We start from the raw sequence: 15329 nt of genomic DNA on the forward strand, positions 1-15329 counted from the left end.
AGTCATAAAACTATGAATATTGTTTTGAAGCTGGCGACGCCTGAGGATCAAGTTTTTCTTGCTGACCTGTATAACGATGTTCGCTCCGTAGATTTTGTTTCTCTCGGGCTGCCGGAGCCGACGCTTGCACAGCTACTCGCTATGCAGTTTCAAGCACAGCAGATCGGATATGCGACACAGTTTCCGCATGCCGTCGACCAGATTCTCTGGACCGGTACGACGCGCATCGGGCGCATGCTGGTGAATGAGAGTGAGAGCGAGATCTGGCTGGTGGATATAGCCATCCTGAGTGCCTATCGTGGACAGGGATTGGGCGGGCACTTTCTCCAGGAGCTTTGTGTCCGCGCTACTGCTGCGCAACTGCCGCTGCGTCTCTCTGTACGATTCAACAATCCGGCGCAGCGGCTCTATGAGCGGTTGGGATTTGTCCGTACCGGTGGCGACGGGATGTATATCGCCATGGAGCTTCACACGCAGAAGTCGATCGACGAGACAGGCAGGTCTCAGTTTGCTTTTGCTGCAACAGAGGGAGAGAGGGTTGAGCAGGGATTTACCGGGGCTTATTTTCGAACGTTGATTGGTCGCCGGATGAAAGGGCAGAGTCTGGACGGGGCGGTAGCCGATCTGCTGGTGGAAGACGTGAAAGGCTTGCCGTTGCCGAAGAGCGGGCCGGAGCTGGATTCAGGTGACAGCTTCGTCGTCTACTTTAGGGGACCGCTTACTCCCGCTTTTCCGGATGCCTGTGCGAACCTGACTCCTGAGCATGGCGAGGCCATGACGATCTTTCTGGTTCCGATTGAGCGGGATGCCCAAGGGATGAAGTATGAGGCTGTATTCAATCGAATGGTGCCTCGTACCTAAGCGGTTGCCTTGAGACGTAAGGGCAATCGCTTCATTTGAACCTGCGGCGGGTTTAACGGAACTAATTGGCAAATACGCCAGGGCGCATGGGGAGAGAAACCAGGAGTGCAGACGAAGGGACTAAAGGTCTGATTGCGCCATTTGCGAGATAGCAGAAGGTTGCGCCGCAGGTTCCACTGCCTTTGACTGCATCTCCGGGAACTATAAACGCAGCGAACCGTCCGAGAATGCCGTGATCGAGCAGATAGGTTCCCTGATTGAAGACGGCGCTTGTGCTGAAGGTGAGATGGAAGGCGGTCATCTGTTGCTGCGCGGCTGCTACGGTGCGTTGTGTCGCGAGGGTAGCTGCGGGCTGGAGCGAATTGGCTGTTGGCAAGGACGGGTTTGTGGCGGTCGTGCTTGCTTGAAGTCCATCGACTTTTTGCAGGAGCAGATAACCGACGGCGTTATTCTCCAGAAACGCGGTGAAGACGGAACCCAGGTGTTTCTCAAAGGTGGTCTGGGTCAGGAGTCCTTGGGTATAGGCTCCGAGGCTGGCGTTAGTGAAGACATCACCGCCCAAACGTTCAGCAAACAGCGAGTGGGGCAGGGCAGTGCCGGTTATAGCAGCGGCTGCAGCAGCAAGAAAATTGCGGCGGCTAGGCATGGAACACCTCTAAGAGTTGAAAAGTTTTTCAATCCTACGCGCAATGATGTTGATTGCACGAGGAATAATTTTTTCGTTTGAGTCAGCTTTCTTCTTGCTGAAATTTACATTCCGGTAGTACAGTTGCACTCGACTCTCGATTGATAAATTTTCGGAAGTAGCTTGAACGCAGTTTCTCTTTCGGAGGAACCGTGTTCTTATTAACTTTTCATTAAGCTCAACGAATTTTCCTTTGCTCCATGGGCCCGTGGTCGTAACTGACCCGATTTTCCGTTACGTTTGGAGTGCGTTATGTTCTCCGTTGCAATGCCTCGTCTTGCGTCTATAGGTCTCGTCGTTTCAGGGGTTCTAGCTTTCTCCGGCAGCACTGCCAATGCGCAGCAGACGCAGTACAGTTCGGTGCATCGCAGTGCCGAGCGCACGCTGCCGCAGACCCTGAGTGGCGGGACCAAGGCGCTGCGGGCGAAGCTAGCGGCGGGCCGCAGCGGTATCTCGCTTGCGCTGGCGGACTTCGATGGCGATGGAACTCAGGATCTGGTTACGGGGTACAGCACCTCAAGTGGTGGTGCGCTCACGCTCCAGCTTGGCTCGTCATCGGCAACGGCACCGTCAGCCTCTGACTGGGCGGCCATGCAGCGTGGTGAGTTCGTAAGTCCTTTTGCACAGAGCTCAGTGGTGACTGAGCTGCCTGTGCAGCCCGACTTCCTGAAGGCTGCCGACATCAATGGCAATGGAACGATCGATATCGTGGTTGCGGCGCGCGGCGGCAGTTCCATTTACGTTCTTCTGGGAGATGGCCATGGTGGATTCTCCAAACCCCAGGCCCTGCCTGTGCAGGGAACGATTACGGCTCTTAGTACCTTGCGTACCTCTGACGGGCCCAGCTTTCTGGTTGCCAGCGTATGCGGCGGAGCGGGAGGCTGTGTTTTACAGGTGATGACCGCAGACGGTTCTGCGCGCGCCTCGTTGGTGCTTCCTGAGGCTGCCCGTGTTCTTGAAGCGATCTCCGCCAACGGCCATCAAACTCCGGATATCGCTGTAATTGCCGGTGGCAAGTTGTTGCTGGCTGATGGTCCTGCGATCGCGGCGGGCACTGCAAAGTTTGAGAGTCTGCCGGTAACGAATGCCGCTGCCCTTAGTGCGGGGTCGTTTGTGTACGACCGCCGTGGCTATGTTCAGCTTGCAGTGCTTGATTCCGCCGCAACGTTGCATCTGCTGGCGCGGACCGGCGTCGACAGCAGTGTCGTTACTCAGGCGGAATCACTGGCAGGTCGGAAAAATCGTTCCAAGGTGGTCGCGACTCCTAGCCCCGCAGGGCTTGGCTGGGCGGAGGTGGAGACACTGAACAGTGTGGGCTCCGGCGGGGCGGCGCCCATCCTGCTGCGTGCTCGCTTGAGTGGAAGTGGCGGCGACGATTTACTTGTGCTCTCCGGTTCGGAGTATGTCACAGTCCGCCATGCTATCGATACGTCCGGCGCAACGGTGAAGACGACACCGTCTGTCACTCTTGACTCCACGAGCAACCGTGCTACCGCGGCCGTTGCGGTGCGAGTGAGCCCGGATGCCCGCCAGGGCGTGGTCATCGCCGACGGCACCGCGAGCCCAAATGTTGCGCCGACGCTGCCTACGGTCAATAAGATTTATACGGTAAATACCACAGCCGACTCTTTCGATAACTTATCCACGGCGGGTCGCTGCACAACGAGTATCACTTGCTCGCTGCGCGACGCCATGGATCTGGCCAACAAGGATTCGGCTTCGAATATCAGCAGCGGCAAGATCGACACGGTAAACCTGCCCGCTGGGACCTATAAGCTGACGAACAACACGAGCTATACAGATCAAGGGGCGGATCTTTCCTACCACATTGAGATCACCGGTCCGGTAAACCTTGTTGGTGCAGGGGCAGGTGGCACCATTATCGATGGCCAGCAGAATGACAAGATCTTTTCCATCAACTCCGGCATCAACGTAGGCCAGACCATCTTCGATACCTTTATCTCCGGAGTCACACTACAGAACGCGAAAAACAACAGTAACTTCAACAATGGCGCCTTCGATTTTTACGGCGGCATCCTGGATTGGGATGCGGATGGTGGCGGTAACCTTACGATTACGAACTCCACTCTTCAAAACAGCACTGCTCCCTGGGGTCCTGGCGGTGCGATTGCAGCCTTTGATGCGACCCAAGACGGCACGGGGACGGTAGAACTGGACAATTGCGTTGTGCTTGGGAACTCTACCCCTGAAGAGGGTGGCGGTCTTTACATCACTACAGGTGTACCGCTGATTCTGAATGCCACAACGGTCGCTAATAATAAGGCCCTGGTTTCTGTGAATAGCGGTGATTCAGCTGCCTTCGGCCAGGGCGGCGGCATCTTTTACGAACAGGAGACGTCGAGTGTCCAGTCGGCGATCATCAATGGCAGCGTCATTTCAGGCAACCAGGCGACGGACTCCGGCGGCGGTGTTTATACAAATACCGGGCTAGCCATTACTGCTTCGACACTTAGGAACAATACTTCCGGTGCTTCCGGTGGCGGCCTGTTCTTTGATGCCAGCAACCAGATCGGTACGATCACCTCCGGCACATTTACCTCCAACCATGCGAGTACCGATGGTGGAGGAATCTTTGTTCAGTCCGGTATGGCCGGCAACACCTTGAACATGCATTACTCGCGCATTCAGGGCAATACCGCGGGAACACACACGGGTCTTGGCGATGGCTCTGCCGGGGATAACCCCGCAGCGACAGTCAATGCCACAGATAACTGGTGGGGCTGCAATGGACCAGCCACTGGAACTGGCTGCGATACAGCCGGGGCAAGCCTGGGAACACTGACACTCACGCCCTACACCACGCTTGCGATCTCGCTCAACAGCACCACGCCTGCCTCCGGCACCAATGTCATCGCGACGGGCAGCCTGGGGCAGGATTCGGGGGGCACCACTTATACGAAGGCACAGGACGCAGCCTACTTAAACGTTCCTGCAACGCTGACGATCACACAGGGCGGCGCAACGGTGAACTCCTCTGCGACTGCACTCGATCCCAATGCGACGATCACTACGAGCACACCCGCGACTGCCTCCGGTACGGCTACGGTTACTGTGGATGGCACCAGTGTTTCAGCGAGCTTTTCTGTAACTTCGCCGACCCTAAAGGTCACCAGCACCCACCTCGGTAGCTTTATCGCGGGCTCAAGCGGGAACAACTACACCCTGTCTGTAGCCAACAGCGGCAACGCTTCGACCTCTGGCACGGTGACGGTGATAGATACACTGCCCAGCGGCTTCACGGCAACGGCTATCAGCGGCACAGGATGGAATTGCGTTCTGGGTACCTTGACCTGCACTACCACCACCGTGCTCGCGACCGGTTCTTCTCTTCCTGCAATCACTCTTACGGTCAGCGTCAGCGGGACGAACATTGGGGTGTATAGCAATGCCGTTGCGGTGAGCGGGGGAGGGGCAGCCAGTGGGGTTGGAACCGATTCGACCACGGTCGTCGGTCCGCCAACGATGGTCCAAGCCTTTGTCCCCAATACGGCGGGGGTCAACCAGGTTGTGGCTTGGACGTTCCAGATCTCGAACCCCAACACCACGACAGCCCTTACCGGAATCAGCTTAGTCGATATTCTTCCGACGCAGATGGTCATCACCACGCCCAACGGTCTCACCAATACCTGTGGTGGTACGGCGCCGACTGCAGCCGCTGGCGGCAATGCAATCATCATCAGTGGCGCGACGTTGGCGGCAGGCGCCAATTGCACCGTCTCGGTCAATGTCATCGCCAACGCCCCTTCAGTCTATCTAGTCAACTCCGGCCCCATTAGCGCGCAAAACGGAGGACTCGGTCTATCGGGTTCGGCTATGCTCACGGTGAATAAACCTCCTACCCTGGTGTCGGTGACTCCGGGCACATCGTCGATCTTCGTGGGGGGCGCGACTTCGCTCACTTACGTTCTGAGTAATCCCAACGGAGGCACCAGCCTGACGGGGGTTGCCCTTACAGACACTCTGCCTGCGGGACTTATTGTCGATCTTCCGAATGGAGCTTCCACTACCTGCAGCGGGGGAACGGTTACAGCTCCCATTGGGGGTAGCACGATCTCTCTAAGTGGTGCGACGCTGGCTGCGAATACGAACTGCAGCTTCACGGTTGATGTGTTCGGAACCTCCGGCGGCGACAAGACCTTCAGCTCAGGAGCACCGACTTCGACGAATGGCGGGACAGGCGTAGCTTTATCGGTGGACATCAACGTCATTGCAGAATCGATCTGGCTGATCAACGCGAACGATACGCTGGTTCCAGTCAATAGTGTCGGTAACTCTACCGGGGCTATTGGCACCGCAGGCGGGGTTGGAATGCTTGGCGCTGTGGCCTTCGATCACGCAGGCAATGTCTGGGCGGTCGCTAACGGTACAAGCTCCGTTATCGGGTTTACAAGTGTCGGCACGGCGATCACGGTATCGGGAAATGCCGCTGCCGGAGTCAGCTCGCCGACCTCGCTGGCTATCGACGGCCTGGGCATGATCTGGGTCGCGAATGGGAACAACACTGTCAGCGTGCTTGATTCGTCAGGAGCTGCGGTGACGCCGAGCACTGGATATAAGGGCGGATTGATCAGTGCGCCGACCGGCATCATCGTCGACAACTCCGGTTCGGTCTGGATCAGCAATGGCGGCAACGGTTCTGTGACCAAGATCATCGGCGGGGCCGCTCCGGTTACAACGCCTACGGTTACCGGCACCCTCAACAACACGCTCGGAACACGGCCCTAAGCCTTAGAAGCAGGAGAATACGATGCGAATCCTGAAGACAACACGACAGACGATGGAACGTACCACCTTCGTTCTAGCCCTGACCCTGGCAGCCAGCGGGGCACTCACCGGCTGCAGCACGGGAGCGGGAATGGGTTCTGGTCCTATTCCAGTTCAAGGTGCCGCTGTGCATGGCAACGTGCATGGTGGCCAGCAGCCGATCGTCGGGGCCATCCTTCAGCTCTATGCGGCTGGTTCCAGCGGTTATGGTTCGGCAGCCACGCCGCTCATCTCTTCCGTCGTCAAGACGGACCCTTCCGGCAACTTCAGCATTGGCGGCGACTTTACCTGCACTTCGGGATCGCAACTGATTTATCTCACCGCGACGCAGGGAGATGCGGGAGCCGGCAACAATCCAAACCTTGCTTTGATGGTTGCGTTGGGGCCGTGCAGCGGCCTTGCCTCTATTCCTTTTGTCTGGCTCAACGAAGTTACTACCGTCGCTTCGGTATGGGCTCTGTCGCCCTTCATGACCGGCCTCGCCAATGTTGGCGCACCCGCGTCCAACGTCACCGGCCTGACGAACGCCTTTGCCGATGTCAATACGCTCGTTGACGTTACGAAAGGATCGTCGCCAGGAGCCGCTTTGCCATCAGGTACTTTCGTGCCCTCGTCGGAGATTTACACGCTCTCCAATATTCTGGCGTCCTGCGTTAACTCTGCCGGTGGTGCAGCCGGCACGCCGACTACGAATTGCGGAAAGCTCTTTTCCAGCGTCAATCCCGGTACCGGAGCAGCTCCTTCGGACACGATAGCTGCGGCCATGGACATTGCACAGCATCCCGGATTCAACGTGGGTGCGCTCTATACTCTTCCAGGTCCTGATGGCGCGGCTTTTCCGTCGGGACTCACCCTTCAACCTAACGACTTCACGATCGCCGTGAACTTTACGAGCGGTGGAATCAGCGCTCCTGCGGCCCTGGCCGCGGATGCTTCCGGCAATGTGTGGGTTGCGAATGGTACCGGAGCCGCGGTAACCGAACTCTCACATAGCGGCACACCTGTACCCGGCTCTCCGTTTGCAGCTAGCCTATCCGGAGCTTCGGCGATCGCAATCGACGCCTCGGGCGGTCCCTGGATTACGAACAAGACCGGAAATTCGGTGAGTCGCCTTACCTCTGCCGGCAGTGTTGTCGCCGGTTCGCCTTACAACACCACGGGATTCTTCGTGGCGCCTACCGGCATTGCTTTCGATCTTATGGGCAATGCCTGGATTAGCAACAGCGGTGATAACAGCGTGTCGGTACTTAATAGTGCCGGTTCGGTGCAGCGCCATTCTCCGACTGGGCTTAGCACGCCGGTTGGCATTGGAGTTAATCCGCGCTAGTTCCGGCGTGTTGGATCTTCGGGCTATGTCTCATGAAGTGCAGACGCAAACTACAAATAAGGCTCGTCATTTATTTATGGCACTTAAATCAAGGAGTAACCAGTGGGACAACCTTACGTTGGTGAGATACGGGCTGTAGGTTTCAACTTTGCGCCCGTGGGATGGGCGTCGTGCAATGGATCGCTCCTGTCGATCAGCGAGTACAACGTTTTGTTCGTCCTGCTCGGCACAACCTTCGGCGGCGATGGCGTTCAGACCTTTGGTCTGCCCGATCTGCGCGGCCGGACGCCTGTCCATCAAGGTGCAGGTTTCGTTATGGGGCAACTTGCCGGAACCGAAAATGTGAGTCTGACGATACCGACTCTGGCGGCTCATCGACATCCAATTACAGCTCAGAATGGGGATGGCAATACAGGTTCTCCGTCTGGGGCTGTCTTTGCGACTTCGACGGCGGACCAATATGGTCCTGTTGCCAATGGCACTTCCGCTTCCGGCCCCATCCTTGCGCAGACAGGCTCGAATCTCCCGCACAATAATCTACAGCCGTATCTCTGCGTCAACTACATCATCAGTCTATTCGGCGTCTTCCCAAGCCAGAATTAAGGATTTATATGAGCTTAGTTTATCTAGGACAGATTCAGCCGTTTCCTTTCAACTTTGCCCCTAAAGGCTGGGCTGTGTGCAATGGCCAGATCCTGTCAATTGCACAAAGCTCGGCTTTATTTTCCCTCCTCGGAACGACCTATGGAGGCGATGGAATTACCAACTTCGCCTTGCCCAATCTCCAGGGATCATGCGCGCTGTCCATGGGGATTGCGCCATCCAGAACTTCTTACCAATTGGGGCAGAAATCCGGCGAAGCAAACCATACTCTCTTAGCCACGGAGTTGCCTGCGCACACACATCTTCCGGTGTGCTCGACTACAGCCGGCAATCGGCCGACACCCGTTGCCAGCTTTCCGGCTGCCCCGGCGACCAGTGTTTACTTCTCTCCTTCACCCACTGCTGCGACGACACTGGGACCGGGGTCCAATCTTACGGGTGGAAGTCAGCCTCATTCGAACCAGTCACCTTATCTTGTACTCAATTTCTGCATAGCTTTGTCGGGGATCTTTCCTTCGCGCAACTAGCTTGTTTTATTGCGCGATAAAGATATCAGGTGATCTTTGCATCCGGGTTGCCTAGTTATGCGAGACCAGAGCGGCTGTTAAGAGTTATCAGTAAGGAGTCTCTTTATGTCATCACCTTTTGTCGGCGAGATCGAAATCTTCGGCTTCAATTTTGCACCCCAGGGCTGGGCTCAGTGCCAAGGGCAGTTGATGCCTATCAGTCAAAATGCCGCTCTCTTTTCACTTCTTGGCACTCAGTACGGCGGTGATGGGAAATCAACCTTTGCGCTGCCAAACCTGCAGGGCCAGATACCTGTCGGCCAGGGCCAGGGGCCCGGGCTGTCTCAATACAATGTCGGAGAAACAGCCGGCTCTGAGACTGTGACTCTCACGCTGGCAGAAATACCAAGCCACACCCACACCTTGCCTGTAGATGCAGGAGATGGAAGAGCTCCTGCACCTTCGCCTACTACTGTGCTGGGAGCTACAGGTAGAGGAGCCATGGACGTCTACGCAGCCGCAGCGACTTCTGGAGCCACGATGACCGTTAACAGTGTTGGAATGGTCGGTGGATCACAGGGACACAACAATATGATGCCGTATGTTGCCTTGAATTACTGCATCTCGCTGGGAGGAATTTTCCCGGCGCGCCAGTAAATAAGTGCTGGCCGAGCGGAGTATCTCTGGGCTGTGCAATAGACTACTAGCGGTTAAACAACAAGCGGCGAAGCTATTAGCTTCGCCGCTTGTTGTTTGATCCAGTCGCCTGGCTTTAGCGATGTCCACCACCGCCGGCGTGACCGCCACCACCGCCACCAGCATGTCCGCCACCACCTCCAGCGTGTCCACCACCGCCACCGGGCCGTCCGCCGCCGCCGACATGACCGCCGCCACCGGGACGTCCACCACCACCGACATGACCACCGCCACCGTGTACGGCCCCACCACGATAGCCGCCTCTATATCCGCCGCGCCCGCCACCATATCTGCCGCGACCGTACCCGCCACGTCCGGGAACATAACGGCCACCACCACCGCCACCGAAGCGATGACCGCCCCAGCCATGGCCGTAGCCCCAGTTAGCCCACGGGCCAACACCAAGGAAGATGCCGTTATAGAAATAGCCTGGCCCATAAAAACCGCCTGGAGCGCAGGAATAAGGAGGATATTCGTAGTAGCCGTAGGGGCAGACTGGGGGAGGGCCGCCTATGCCGATCACCACTTGTGCATGACTCACTGGCGCAAAGGCCAGGGCTGCAAATAACGCTGTTCCACCCAATAACGCTTTCAATCCAAACATACTGGAACCTTCTTTCTCTTTGGTGCGGTTCCTTAAGACGTATTGGACACGGCGGCATCCGCGTTCACAGATCTTAAGCGCTTGCCTGAACTAGCGCGCAACTAAATGAGAATAGAAATAATCGGGAAAGGTTGCCCTGAATCCTAATGCACGAGGGTATAAAGGATCGTCTGTTCGCCTTTGGATTTAGAGCTTTGGCGGATACGCTTCAGCGTGTTTCCGTTGTCGGCCAGGCTCCAGATCTCTGTGGTGTCGATGATGCGGCCATCTTCGTGCTCAACGATGGTGAAGACGAGAGCCTGGTCGCGCCAGGCGATCTGCGTATGAAAGCTGTCACCGTCGGCTCCGGTCGTGACGGACTCCTTGCCGTCCGTGGTGTAGTGCTGGAGGGCATGCTGCTTCGGGAGAAGGGTACGAAGTGTCGTGGTCTCCACCGTCAACTCGGGATCGTGGTGCTCGATGCGCAGGGTGGTGTCGCCGGAGCGTGCAGGGATGCTGTGCGCATTGTCCTGCTTCCATAGGCCGGAGAAGTCCGGATGGGCCTGGGCATACGCCGGCAACACGCAGAGGGATAGGAGGAAGAAGATTGCGTGGACAGGGAAGAGCTTTCTTAACGCCAACATGCGATCAGATTAATCGAGCCGGGCTTCGGCAAGGCTGCACTGCGGTCAATTTTTATTCTGACAGCAGCATTGATTTCGGAAGGTGCTGTTGTAGCGTTGGCTGCGGGAATCAGTCTTTCATCAGCGCCAGCATGCATTCATGCGCGATCTGCAGGCCTTCTTCCGCGGGAATGGCCCAGGCCTGTAGCCGTGAGCCTTTCGTCGAAATGCGAACCATACCTGCAATCGAACGATTGGCCTCATGGTCGAGTTCGAGACCCCATCCTCCCAAACCAGCGCATACCCCTTCGCGCAGCCAGGGCGAATCTTCGCCAATGCCGCCGCCGAAGAGGATGGCTTCTGCTTTACCAAGAGCTGCAAGATAAGCTCCTACCGCAAGGCGAACCCGATAGCTGAACATCTCAAGTGCAAGCTTTGCCTCAGGATCGCTACGTTTTACGAGCTCTCGCGTATCGAGTGATCCACCCGCGATCCCTCGAAGCCCGGAGCGCTTGTTGAGCAGAGTCAAAATCTCTTCTCCGCTTTTGGACTCCTTCTGCATAAGGTAGGGAACGATGGCTGGATCGATACTTCCGGAGCGGGAGCCCATCATTAACCCTTCCAGTGGCGTAAATCCCATGGTCGTGTCTACGGATCTTCCGGAGGCGATCGCACAGGCGGACGAGCCACTTTCCAGATGCAGCGTTACCAGAGAGAGCTCATCCGGACGCTTGCCGATGGTGTACGCATAATGCTCCAGCATGTAGCGATGCGAAACTCCGTGAAAGCCGAACTTGCGGATTCCATGGCGATCTGCCGTTTCTCGCTCGATCGGGTAGCGCCATGCTTTCTCCGGCAACGTGTGATGAAAGACCGTGTCAAACGTTGCAAATGCCGGTATGCCGGAGAGTTCTTCGGCTAAGGCATCAAGGATGTCGAGCGAGCTTTTGTTATGCAGTGGCGCTAGTTCCTCCAGCTCTGCGATGTCGCTCCGGACGTTCTCCGTAACGCGCACGGCACTCTTATACTTCGATCCACCATGCACTACGCGTACGGCGGTGAACGTCAGTTGTTTCAGCTTGTGGGATAGTTCGTCTTGCTCACGTAGCCAACCAAGGGCTGCTCGAACGGCCGATTGCATGTCTGCAACATCAGCATCGCGTTCAGAGACAATCTCACGACCTCTGTAGACCGAGAGTTTGGTATCTTTGCCGATATCGTCGAGCGCAGCACTGGCAAGCTTCGTTGCCTGTGAAGCGGTATGCTGCTTCTCATCAAGCTCCAGTAACTCAAACTTCAGCGAATTGCTGCCCGGATTAAAAACCAATGCGATAGCCATAAGTATTGGATGCCGAGTGCGCGATAAAAATCTGGTATGAGATGGATGGTTCGCGAAGAGATAGATGGAGAGAAGCACCACTCGACGACTTCATCCGCGGCTATTAAGCAAGGGCAGAGGCTCGTCTGGATTCGGGCAGACCAGCATCTCCGGACCGTTGTTCTTCACATTGCCTACAGCTGAATTACAAGGACCCAACTGCATCGCATCAGAGTCGTAGGGTTTGAGCAAATGCAAGGGGGGAGGGCGAAGGCCATCACGGTCCAGCCATTCTGCCCAGTCGCGCTGGCTTAGGATCACAGGCATCCGTGTGTGAACTTGAGACATGAGCTCGTTGGCTTCGGTGGTAATGATGGAGAAGCTTTGCAACCATGTGTCCACGGTCTGCGGTGAGCTCTTGGGCTCTTTCCATGCATCCCAGAGGCCAGCAAATGCCATTGGCTCGTCGTCCGTGAGGCTAATAGCGTAGGGCTGCTTTTTGGGCTTCCTGGAGCTATCCAACGCCTTCCACTCATAGAATCCATCCGCAGGTACGAGGCAGCGTCGGCTCTTGAGGGGTGCTTTCCAAGTGGGAGAATTTGAAAGCGTCTCAGCCTTGGCGTTGAACGTGGAGAACCCTTTGAAGTCCGCAAGGCTCCTGGCGGAGAAAGGGACCAGGCCCCACCTGGCTAAGACCATCTCGCGTTCGCTGCTGTCTCGCTCCTGGCGAACGATGGGCTGGAAGGTGCTCGGAGCGATGTTGTAGTTCGGTGGCAAGGGGTCGGCAAAGACTTTGGACGCCTGGAGCTTTTCGGCTATCTTCTGTTTCTTGCGCTTGTTGTAGTACCGGCCACACATGGCTAGACCTTATTACATTTAAGCAGGTTGCGCTGAAGAGGGATGAGTGGCGTTAGCGCAAGAGGCAAGTGAAGCTGAGTGAGACACAAAGACGCCCGGTCCTCGTGTGAGATTGCCGGGCGTTTTTGCTTGCCTGTACTGCGATTTGGGACGGTCTAGTTACTAAGTCCGGTCACTTGCCCGAGTAAGGATTGCCGTCGAGGTAAAGGCTGTCGTGCCTTTCCATGCGGCTCTTTACGAGGCTCTTTTTGACTGCTTTCTTTGCGGGAGCCTTTTTTGCGAGGGACAGTGGTCTCATGTCGGTCCAACGACCTTTAACGGCTGTTGTCTTCTTGGCAGCTTTCTTCGCAGTCGCTTTCTTGATGGCTTTCTTCGCTGGGGCTTTCTTCACTGCTTTCTTCGCGACTGCCTTCTTTGCCGGTGCTTTCTTCGATGGCAGGGCGTTGTAGGCCCCGATGTACATGAGCGATTTTGCTGGGGACTTCTTGACGGCTTTCTTTGCAACTGCCTTCTTCACGGCTTTCTTCGCCGGGGTCTTCTTGGCGGCTTTCTTTGCAAAATTAAGATTAGGATGAATATCTTTCTTCATTCGCATTACCTCCATGATTGATTTTTGGGAGCCCACGCCATGTTTACGCAGGGCTCTGCGAATAACAAGAACCTTGTTTGGTGCAGGCTCACCCCTTCTGCTTGAGGAACTGCTCACCCGTGAGATCCAGCAGGCAAGAGAGAGAAACAGAAACCCCCTCCACGTTGGAGGGGGTTATCTTTGCTTCTAACGGCTTGAAAAAGAAATGGTGGGCAGTGATGCTGCTGCGCGTTTCTACAATCACTTGTGGTTATAGCGAAAATGGTGGGCAGTGAGGGATTCGAACCCCCGACATCCTGCTTGTAAGGCAGGCGCTCTAACCAGCTGAGCTAACCGCCCGCTATGCGCGAACTTATCTAGTGTAGGACAGAGAAGGGCTGTGCGCCAAATTTAGAGCTTTGGCTCCCAGCCCTTTTCGTACTCGCGCCGGGTCAGAGCGAGTGCCGCAGGGTCGTTCACGATGTGTCCATTGGCCGGATCGAGCTTCAGGACGCGGTTGGTCTCCCAGGCGTAGTTTGCCAACTGCAGCATCGTGACCGCTACGTAGCCCGCTGAGACCGGCGAATGCAGCGCCTCGCCCTTCTGGATGGCTGCGATCAGGTTGCCGAAATGGGCGTCCGTCATCGAGTCCTTGCCGGTGAGGTCGGAGGAGGAGGTCTTCTGCGTGTTGACCTTGAACTCGTCCGTCTTTTTTCCGCTACCGTTGTAGACCTCGTAGCCGTCGCGGTCTACGAGGACCGAGCCGTTGGTTCCCATGATGAGTGAGCCGCGGTCGCGGTCGTAACGCTTCATGGGATTGCAGCAGCGGCCCTCCCAGGTGATCAGCTTGTCGTCGTACTTCCAGTTGACTTCGAGTGTGTCGTAGAACTGCCAGTCGTCTGAGTAGGCGTAGCGTCCGCCTGAGGCCTCGACGCTGTTGGGGAACTCGGCCCCGAGGGCCCAGCGGCAGACGTCGACCTCGTGGGTGCCGTTGTTCAGGGTCTCGCCGGTGCCCCAGTGCTTGAACCAGTGCCAGTTATAGGGCTGGTAGTTGTCGTGATACGGCTTGCGTGGCGCAGGCCCCTGCCAGAGGTCCCAGTCCAGGGTGGAGGGAACCGGAACTTCCTTCCCGACGCCAATGGACTTGCGGTTGTTCGCATACCAGGCTGAGGCCATGTAGGCCTTGCCGATCAGGCCGTTGTGGATGTCGCCGACGATCTTGATCGTGTGCGGCGAAGAGCGCTGTTGATTGCCCATCTGGGCATGCTTGCCGTACTTCTTCTGGGCAGCGACGAGAAGTTCGCCCTCGTGCGGGTTGTAGCTGCAGGGCTTCTCCACGTAGACATGTTTGCCGGCTTCGAGGCCGAGGATGGCCATGGGGGCGTGCCAGTGGTCGGGGGTGGCGATGGTGATCGCGTCCACATCCTTGGAGGCGAGGACTTTACGGAAGTCCTTCGCGGTGGCGGGCGCATAGCCAAGTTCCTTCTGGGTCGCGCCGGCGAACTTATCGAGGATGTTGCTTTCGACGTCGCACACGTGCGTGATGCGAGAGGTGGCCTGATTTGCCTTGAGCGCGGAGAGATGAGCATAGGCGCGGCCATTCAGCCCAATGACGGCGAAGTTTACGCGGTCGTTTGCGCCTGCGATCTGGGCATAGCTTTTCGCCGAGGATGCGACGGCGAGGGTTGCTGCTCCTGCAGCCAGGGTGCCGGTAAATTCACGTCGAGAGATCATGTCTCCTCCTCGGAGGGTTCTTTGGGGTTGTCGTTGCGGGCGACGCCGATGTGGCGCGCTGACATAGAACAAACTTTCTTGCGGGATAACGTTACATCACCGCCAAGGTCTTTTCAAATTACGTTCGATATTCAAGCGGTTTTCAAGTAGGAGGCTGGATTGTTTCACCTGTGCACCCCTTC

13 protein-coding genes and 1 tRNA gene are annotated in these 15329 nt (G+C 56.7%); 6 read left to right on the forward strand and 8 right to left on the reverse strand.

Annotated features, from left to right (window positions below; genetic code table 11):
• Window positions 1-12: 12 nt before the first annotated feature.
• Entirely contained in the window at window positions 13-861 is an 849-nt protein-coding gene (locus tag ACIX8_RS24420) for a GNAT family N-acetyltransferase (RefSeq protein ID WP_014264669.1), read from the forward strand.
• A gap of 61 nt (window positions 862-922) precedes the next feature.
• Here the strand turns inward: ACIX8_RS24420 and ACIX8_RS07175 are convergent, their stop codons facing one another.
• Entirely contained in the window at window positions 923-1507 is a 585-nt protein-coding gene (locus tag ACIX8_RS07175) for a DUF6916 family protein (RefSeq protein WP_014264670.1), read from the reverse strand.
• A 291-nt stretch (window positions 1508-1798) separates the two neighbouring features.
• Here ACIX8_RS07175 and ACIX8_RS07180 point away from each other — a divergent pair, with 291 nt between their 5' ends.
• The 5 genes from ACIX8_RS07180 (at window position 1799) to ACIX8_RS25130 (ending at window position 9424) form a co-directional block, all read left to right on the forward strand.
• Window positions 1799-6292, forward strand: coding sequence for a DUF7933 domain-containing protein (locus tag ACIX8_RS07180; RefSeq protein ID WP_014264671.1), 4494 nt, complete (start codon window positions 1799-1801; stop codon window positions 6290-6292).
• 22 nt (window positions 6293-6314) lie between these two features.
• Window positions 6315-7658: an NHL repeat-containing protein gene (locus tag ACIX8_RS07185; RefSeq protein WP_014264672.1), complete on the forward strand. Its 1344-nt coding sequence runs from the start codon at window positions 6315-6317 to the stop codon at window positions 7656-7658.
• Window positions 7659-7760: 102 nt separating this feature from the next.
• The gene (locus tag ACIX8_RS07190) at window positions 7761-8261 is read left to right on the forward strand and encodes a phage tail protein (protein ID WP_014264673.1); all 501 of its coding nucleotides are present in this window, start codon (window positions 7761-7763) and stop codon (window positions 8259-8261) included.
• Window positions 8262-8269: 8 nt separating this feature from the next.
• A complete protein-coding gene (locus ACIX8_RS25125; RefSeq protein ID WP_014264674.1) occupies window positions 8270-8788 on the forward strand; it encodes a phage tail protein in 519 nt (172 codons plus the stop codon).
• A 105-nt stretch (window positions 8789-8893) separates the two neighbouring features.
• A complete protein-coding gene (locus tag ACIX8_RS25130; protein WP_014264675.1) occupies window positions 8894-9424 on the forward strand; it encodes a phage tail protein in 531 nt (176 codons plus the stop codon).
• A gap of 115 nt (window positions 9425-9539) precedes the next feature.
• Here ACIX8_RS25130 and ACIX8_RS26325 read toward each other — a convergent pair whose 3' ends face one another.
• The 7 genes from ACIX8_RS26325 to ACIX8_RS07230 form a co-directional block, all read right to left on the reverse strand.
• Window positions 9540-10067: a hypothetical protein gene (locus ACIX8_RS26325; RefSeq protein WP_190273752.1), complete on the reverse strand. Its 528-nt coding sequence runs from the start codon at window positions 10065-10067 to the stop codon at window positions 9540-9542.
• 143 nt (window positions 10068-10210) lie between these two features.
• Window positions 10211-10690 carry a hypothetical protein gene (locus ACIX8_RS07205; RefSeq protein ID WP_014264677.1) on the reverse strand — a complete coding sequence of 160 codons (480 nt, stop codon included), beginning with the start codon at window positions 10688-10690 and terminating at the stop codon, window positions 10211-10213.
• A gap of 109 nt (window positions 10691-10799) precedes the next feature.
• A complete protein-coding gene (locus ACIX8_RS07210) occupies window positions 10800-12008 on the reverse strand; it encodes an acetate/propionate family kinase (protein WP_014264678.1) in 1209 nt (402 codons plus the stop codon).
• A 90-nt stretch (window positions 12009-12098) separates the two neighbouring features.
• On the reverse strand, window positions 12099-12845 hold the full coding sequence (locus ACIX8_RS07215; protein WP_014264679.1) for an SOS response-associated peptidase: 747 nt from the start codon (window positions 12843-12845) through the stop codon (window positions 12099-12101).
• 172 nt (window positions 12846-13017) lie between these two features.
• On the reverse strand, window positions 13018-13434 hold the full coding sequence (locus tag ACIX8_RS07220; RefSeq protein WP_014264680.1) for a hypothetical protein: 417 nt from the start codon (window positions 13432-13434) through the stop codon (window positions 13018-13020).
• Between the two features lie 262 nt (window positions 13435-13696).
• A tRNA-Val gene (locus ACIX8_RS07225) sits at window positions 13697-13773 on the reverse strand.
• A gap of 51 nt (window positions 13774-13824) precedes the next feature.
• Complete coding sequence (locus ACIX8_RS07230; RefSeq protein ID WP_014264681.1) at window positions 13825-15147, reverse strand: Gfo/Idh/MocA family protein; 1323 nt, start codon at window positions 15145-15147, stop codon at window positions 13825-13827.
• Window positions 15148-15329 lie beyond the last annotated feature (182 nt).

The organism is Granulicella mallensis MP5ACTX8 (genome assembly GCF_000178955.2).
In the GTDB taxonomy this organism is placed as follows: domain Bacteria; phylum Acidobacteriota; class Terriglobia; order Terriglobales; family Acidobacteriaceae; genus Granulicella; species Granulicella mallensis.

Bases quoted from the DNA above. Each gene is read 5' to 3' on its own strand.
- ACIX8_RS07220 (WP_014264680.1), bottom strand. From the start codon at position 13,434: ATGAAGAAAGATATTCATCCTAATCTTAATTTTGCAAAGAAAGCCGCC.
- ACIX8_RS26325 (WP_190273752.1), bottom strand. From the start codon at position 10,067: ATGTTTGGATTGAAAGCGTTATTGGGTGGAACAGCGTTATTTGCAGCC.
- ACIX8_RS24420 (WP_014264669.1), top strand. From the start codon at position 13: ATGAATATTGTTTTGAAGCTGGCGACGCCTGAGGATCAAGTTTTTCTT.
- ACIX8_RS07215 (WP_014264679.1), bottom strand. From the start codon at position 12,845: ATGTGTGGCCGGTACTACAACAAGCGCAAGAAACAGAAGATAGCCGAA.
- ACIX8_RS07175 (WP_014264670.1), bottom strand. From the start codon at position 1,507: ATGCCTAGCCGCCGCAATTTTCTTGCTGCTGCAGCCGCTGCTATAACC.
- ACIX8_RS25125 (WP_014264674.1), top strand. From the start codon at position 8,270: ATGAGCTTAGTTTATCTAGGACAGATTCAGCCGTTTCCTTTCAACTTT.
- ACIX8_RS07210 (WP_014264678.1), bottom strand. From the start codon at position 12,008: ATGGCTATCGCATTGGTTTTTAATCCGGGCAGCAATTCGCTGAAGTTT.
- ACIX8_RS07180 (WP_014264671.1), top strand. From the start codon at position 1,799: ATGTTCTCCGTTGCAATGCCTCGTCTTGCGTCTATAGGTCTCGTCGTT.
- ACIX8_RS07205 (WP_014264677.1), bottom strand. From the start codon at position 10,690: ATGTTGGCGTTAAGAAAGCTCTTCCCTGTCCACGCAATCTTCTTCCTC.
- ACIX8_RS07230 (WP_014264681.1), bottom strand. From the start codon at position 15,147: ATGATCTCTCGACGTGAATTTACCGGCACCCTGGCTGCAGGAGCAGCA.
- ACIX8_RS25130 (WP_014264675.1), top strand. From the start codon at position 8,894: ATGTCATCACCTTTTGTCGGCGAGATCGAAATCTTCGGCTTCAATTTT.
- ACIX8_RS07185 (WP_014264672.1), top strand. From the start codon at position 6,315: ATGCGAATCCTGAAGACAACACGACAGACGATGGAACGTACCACCTTC.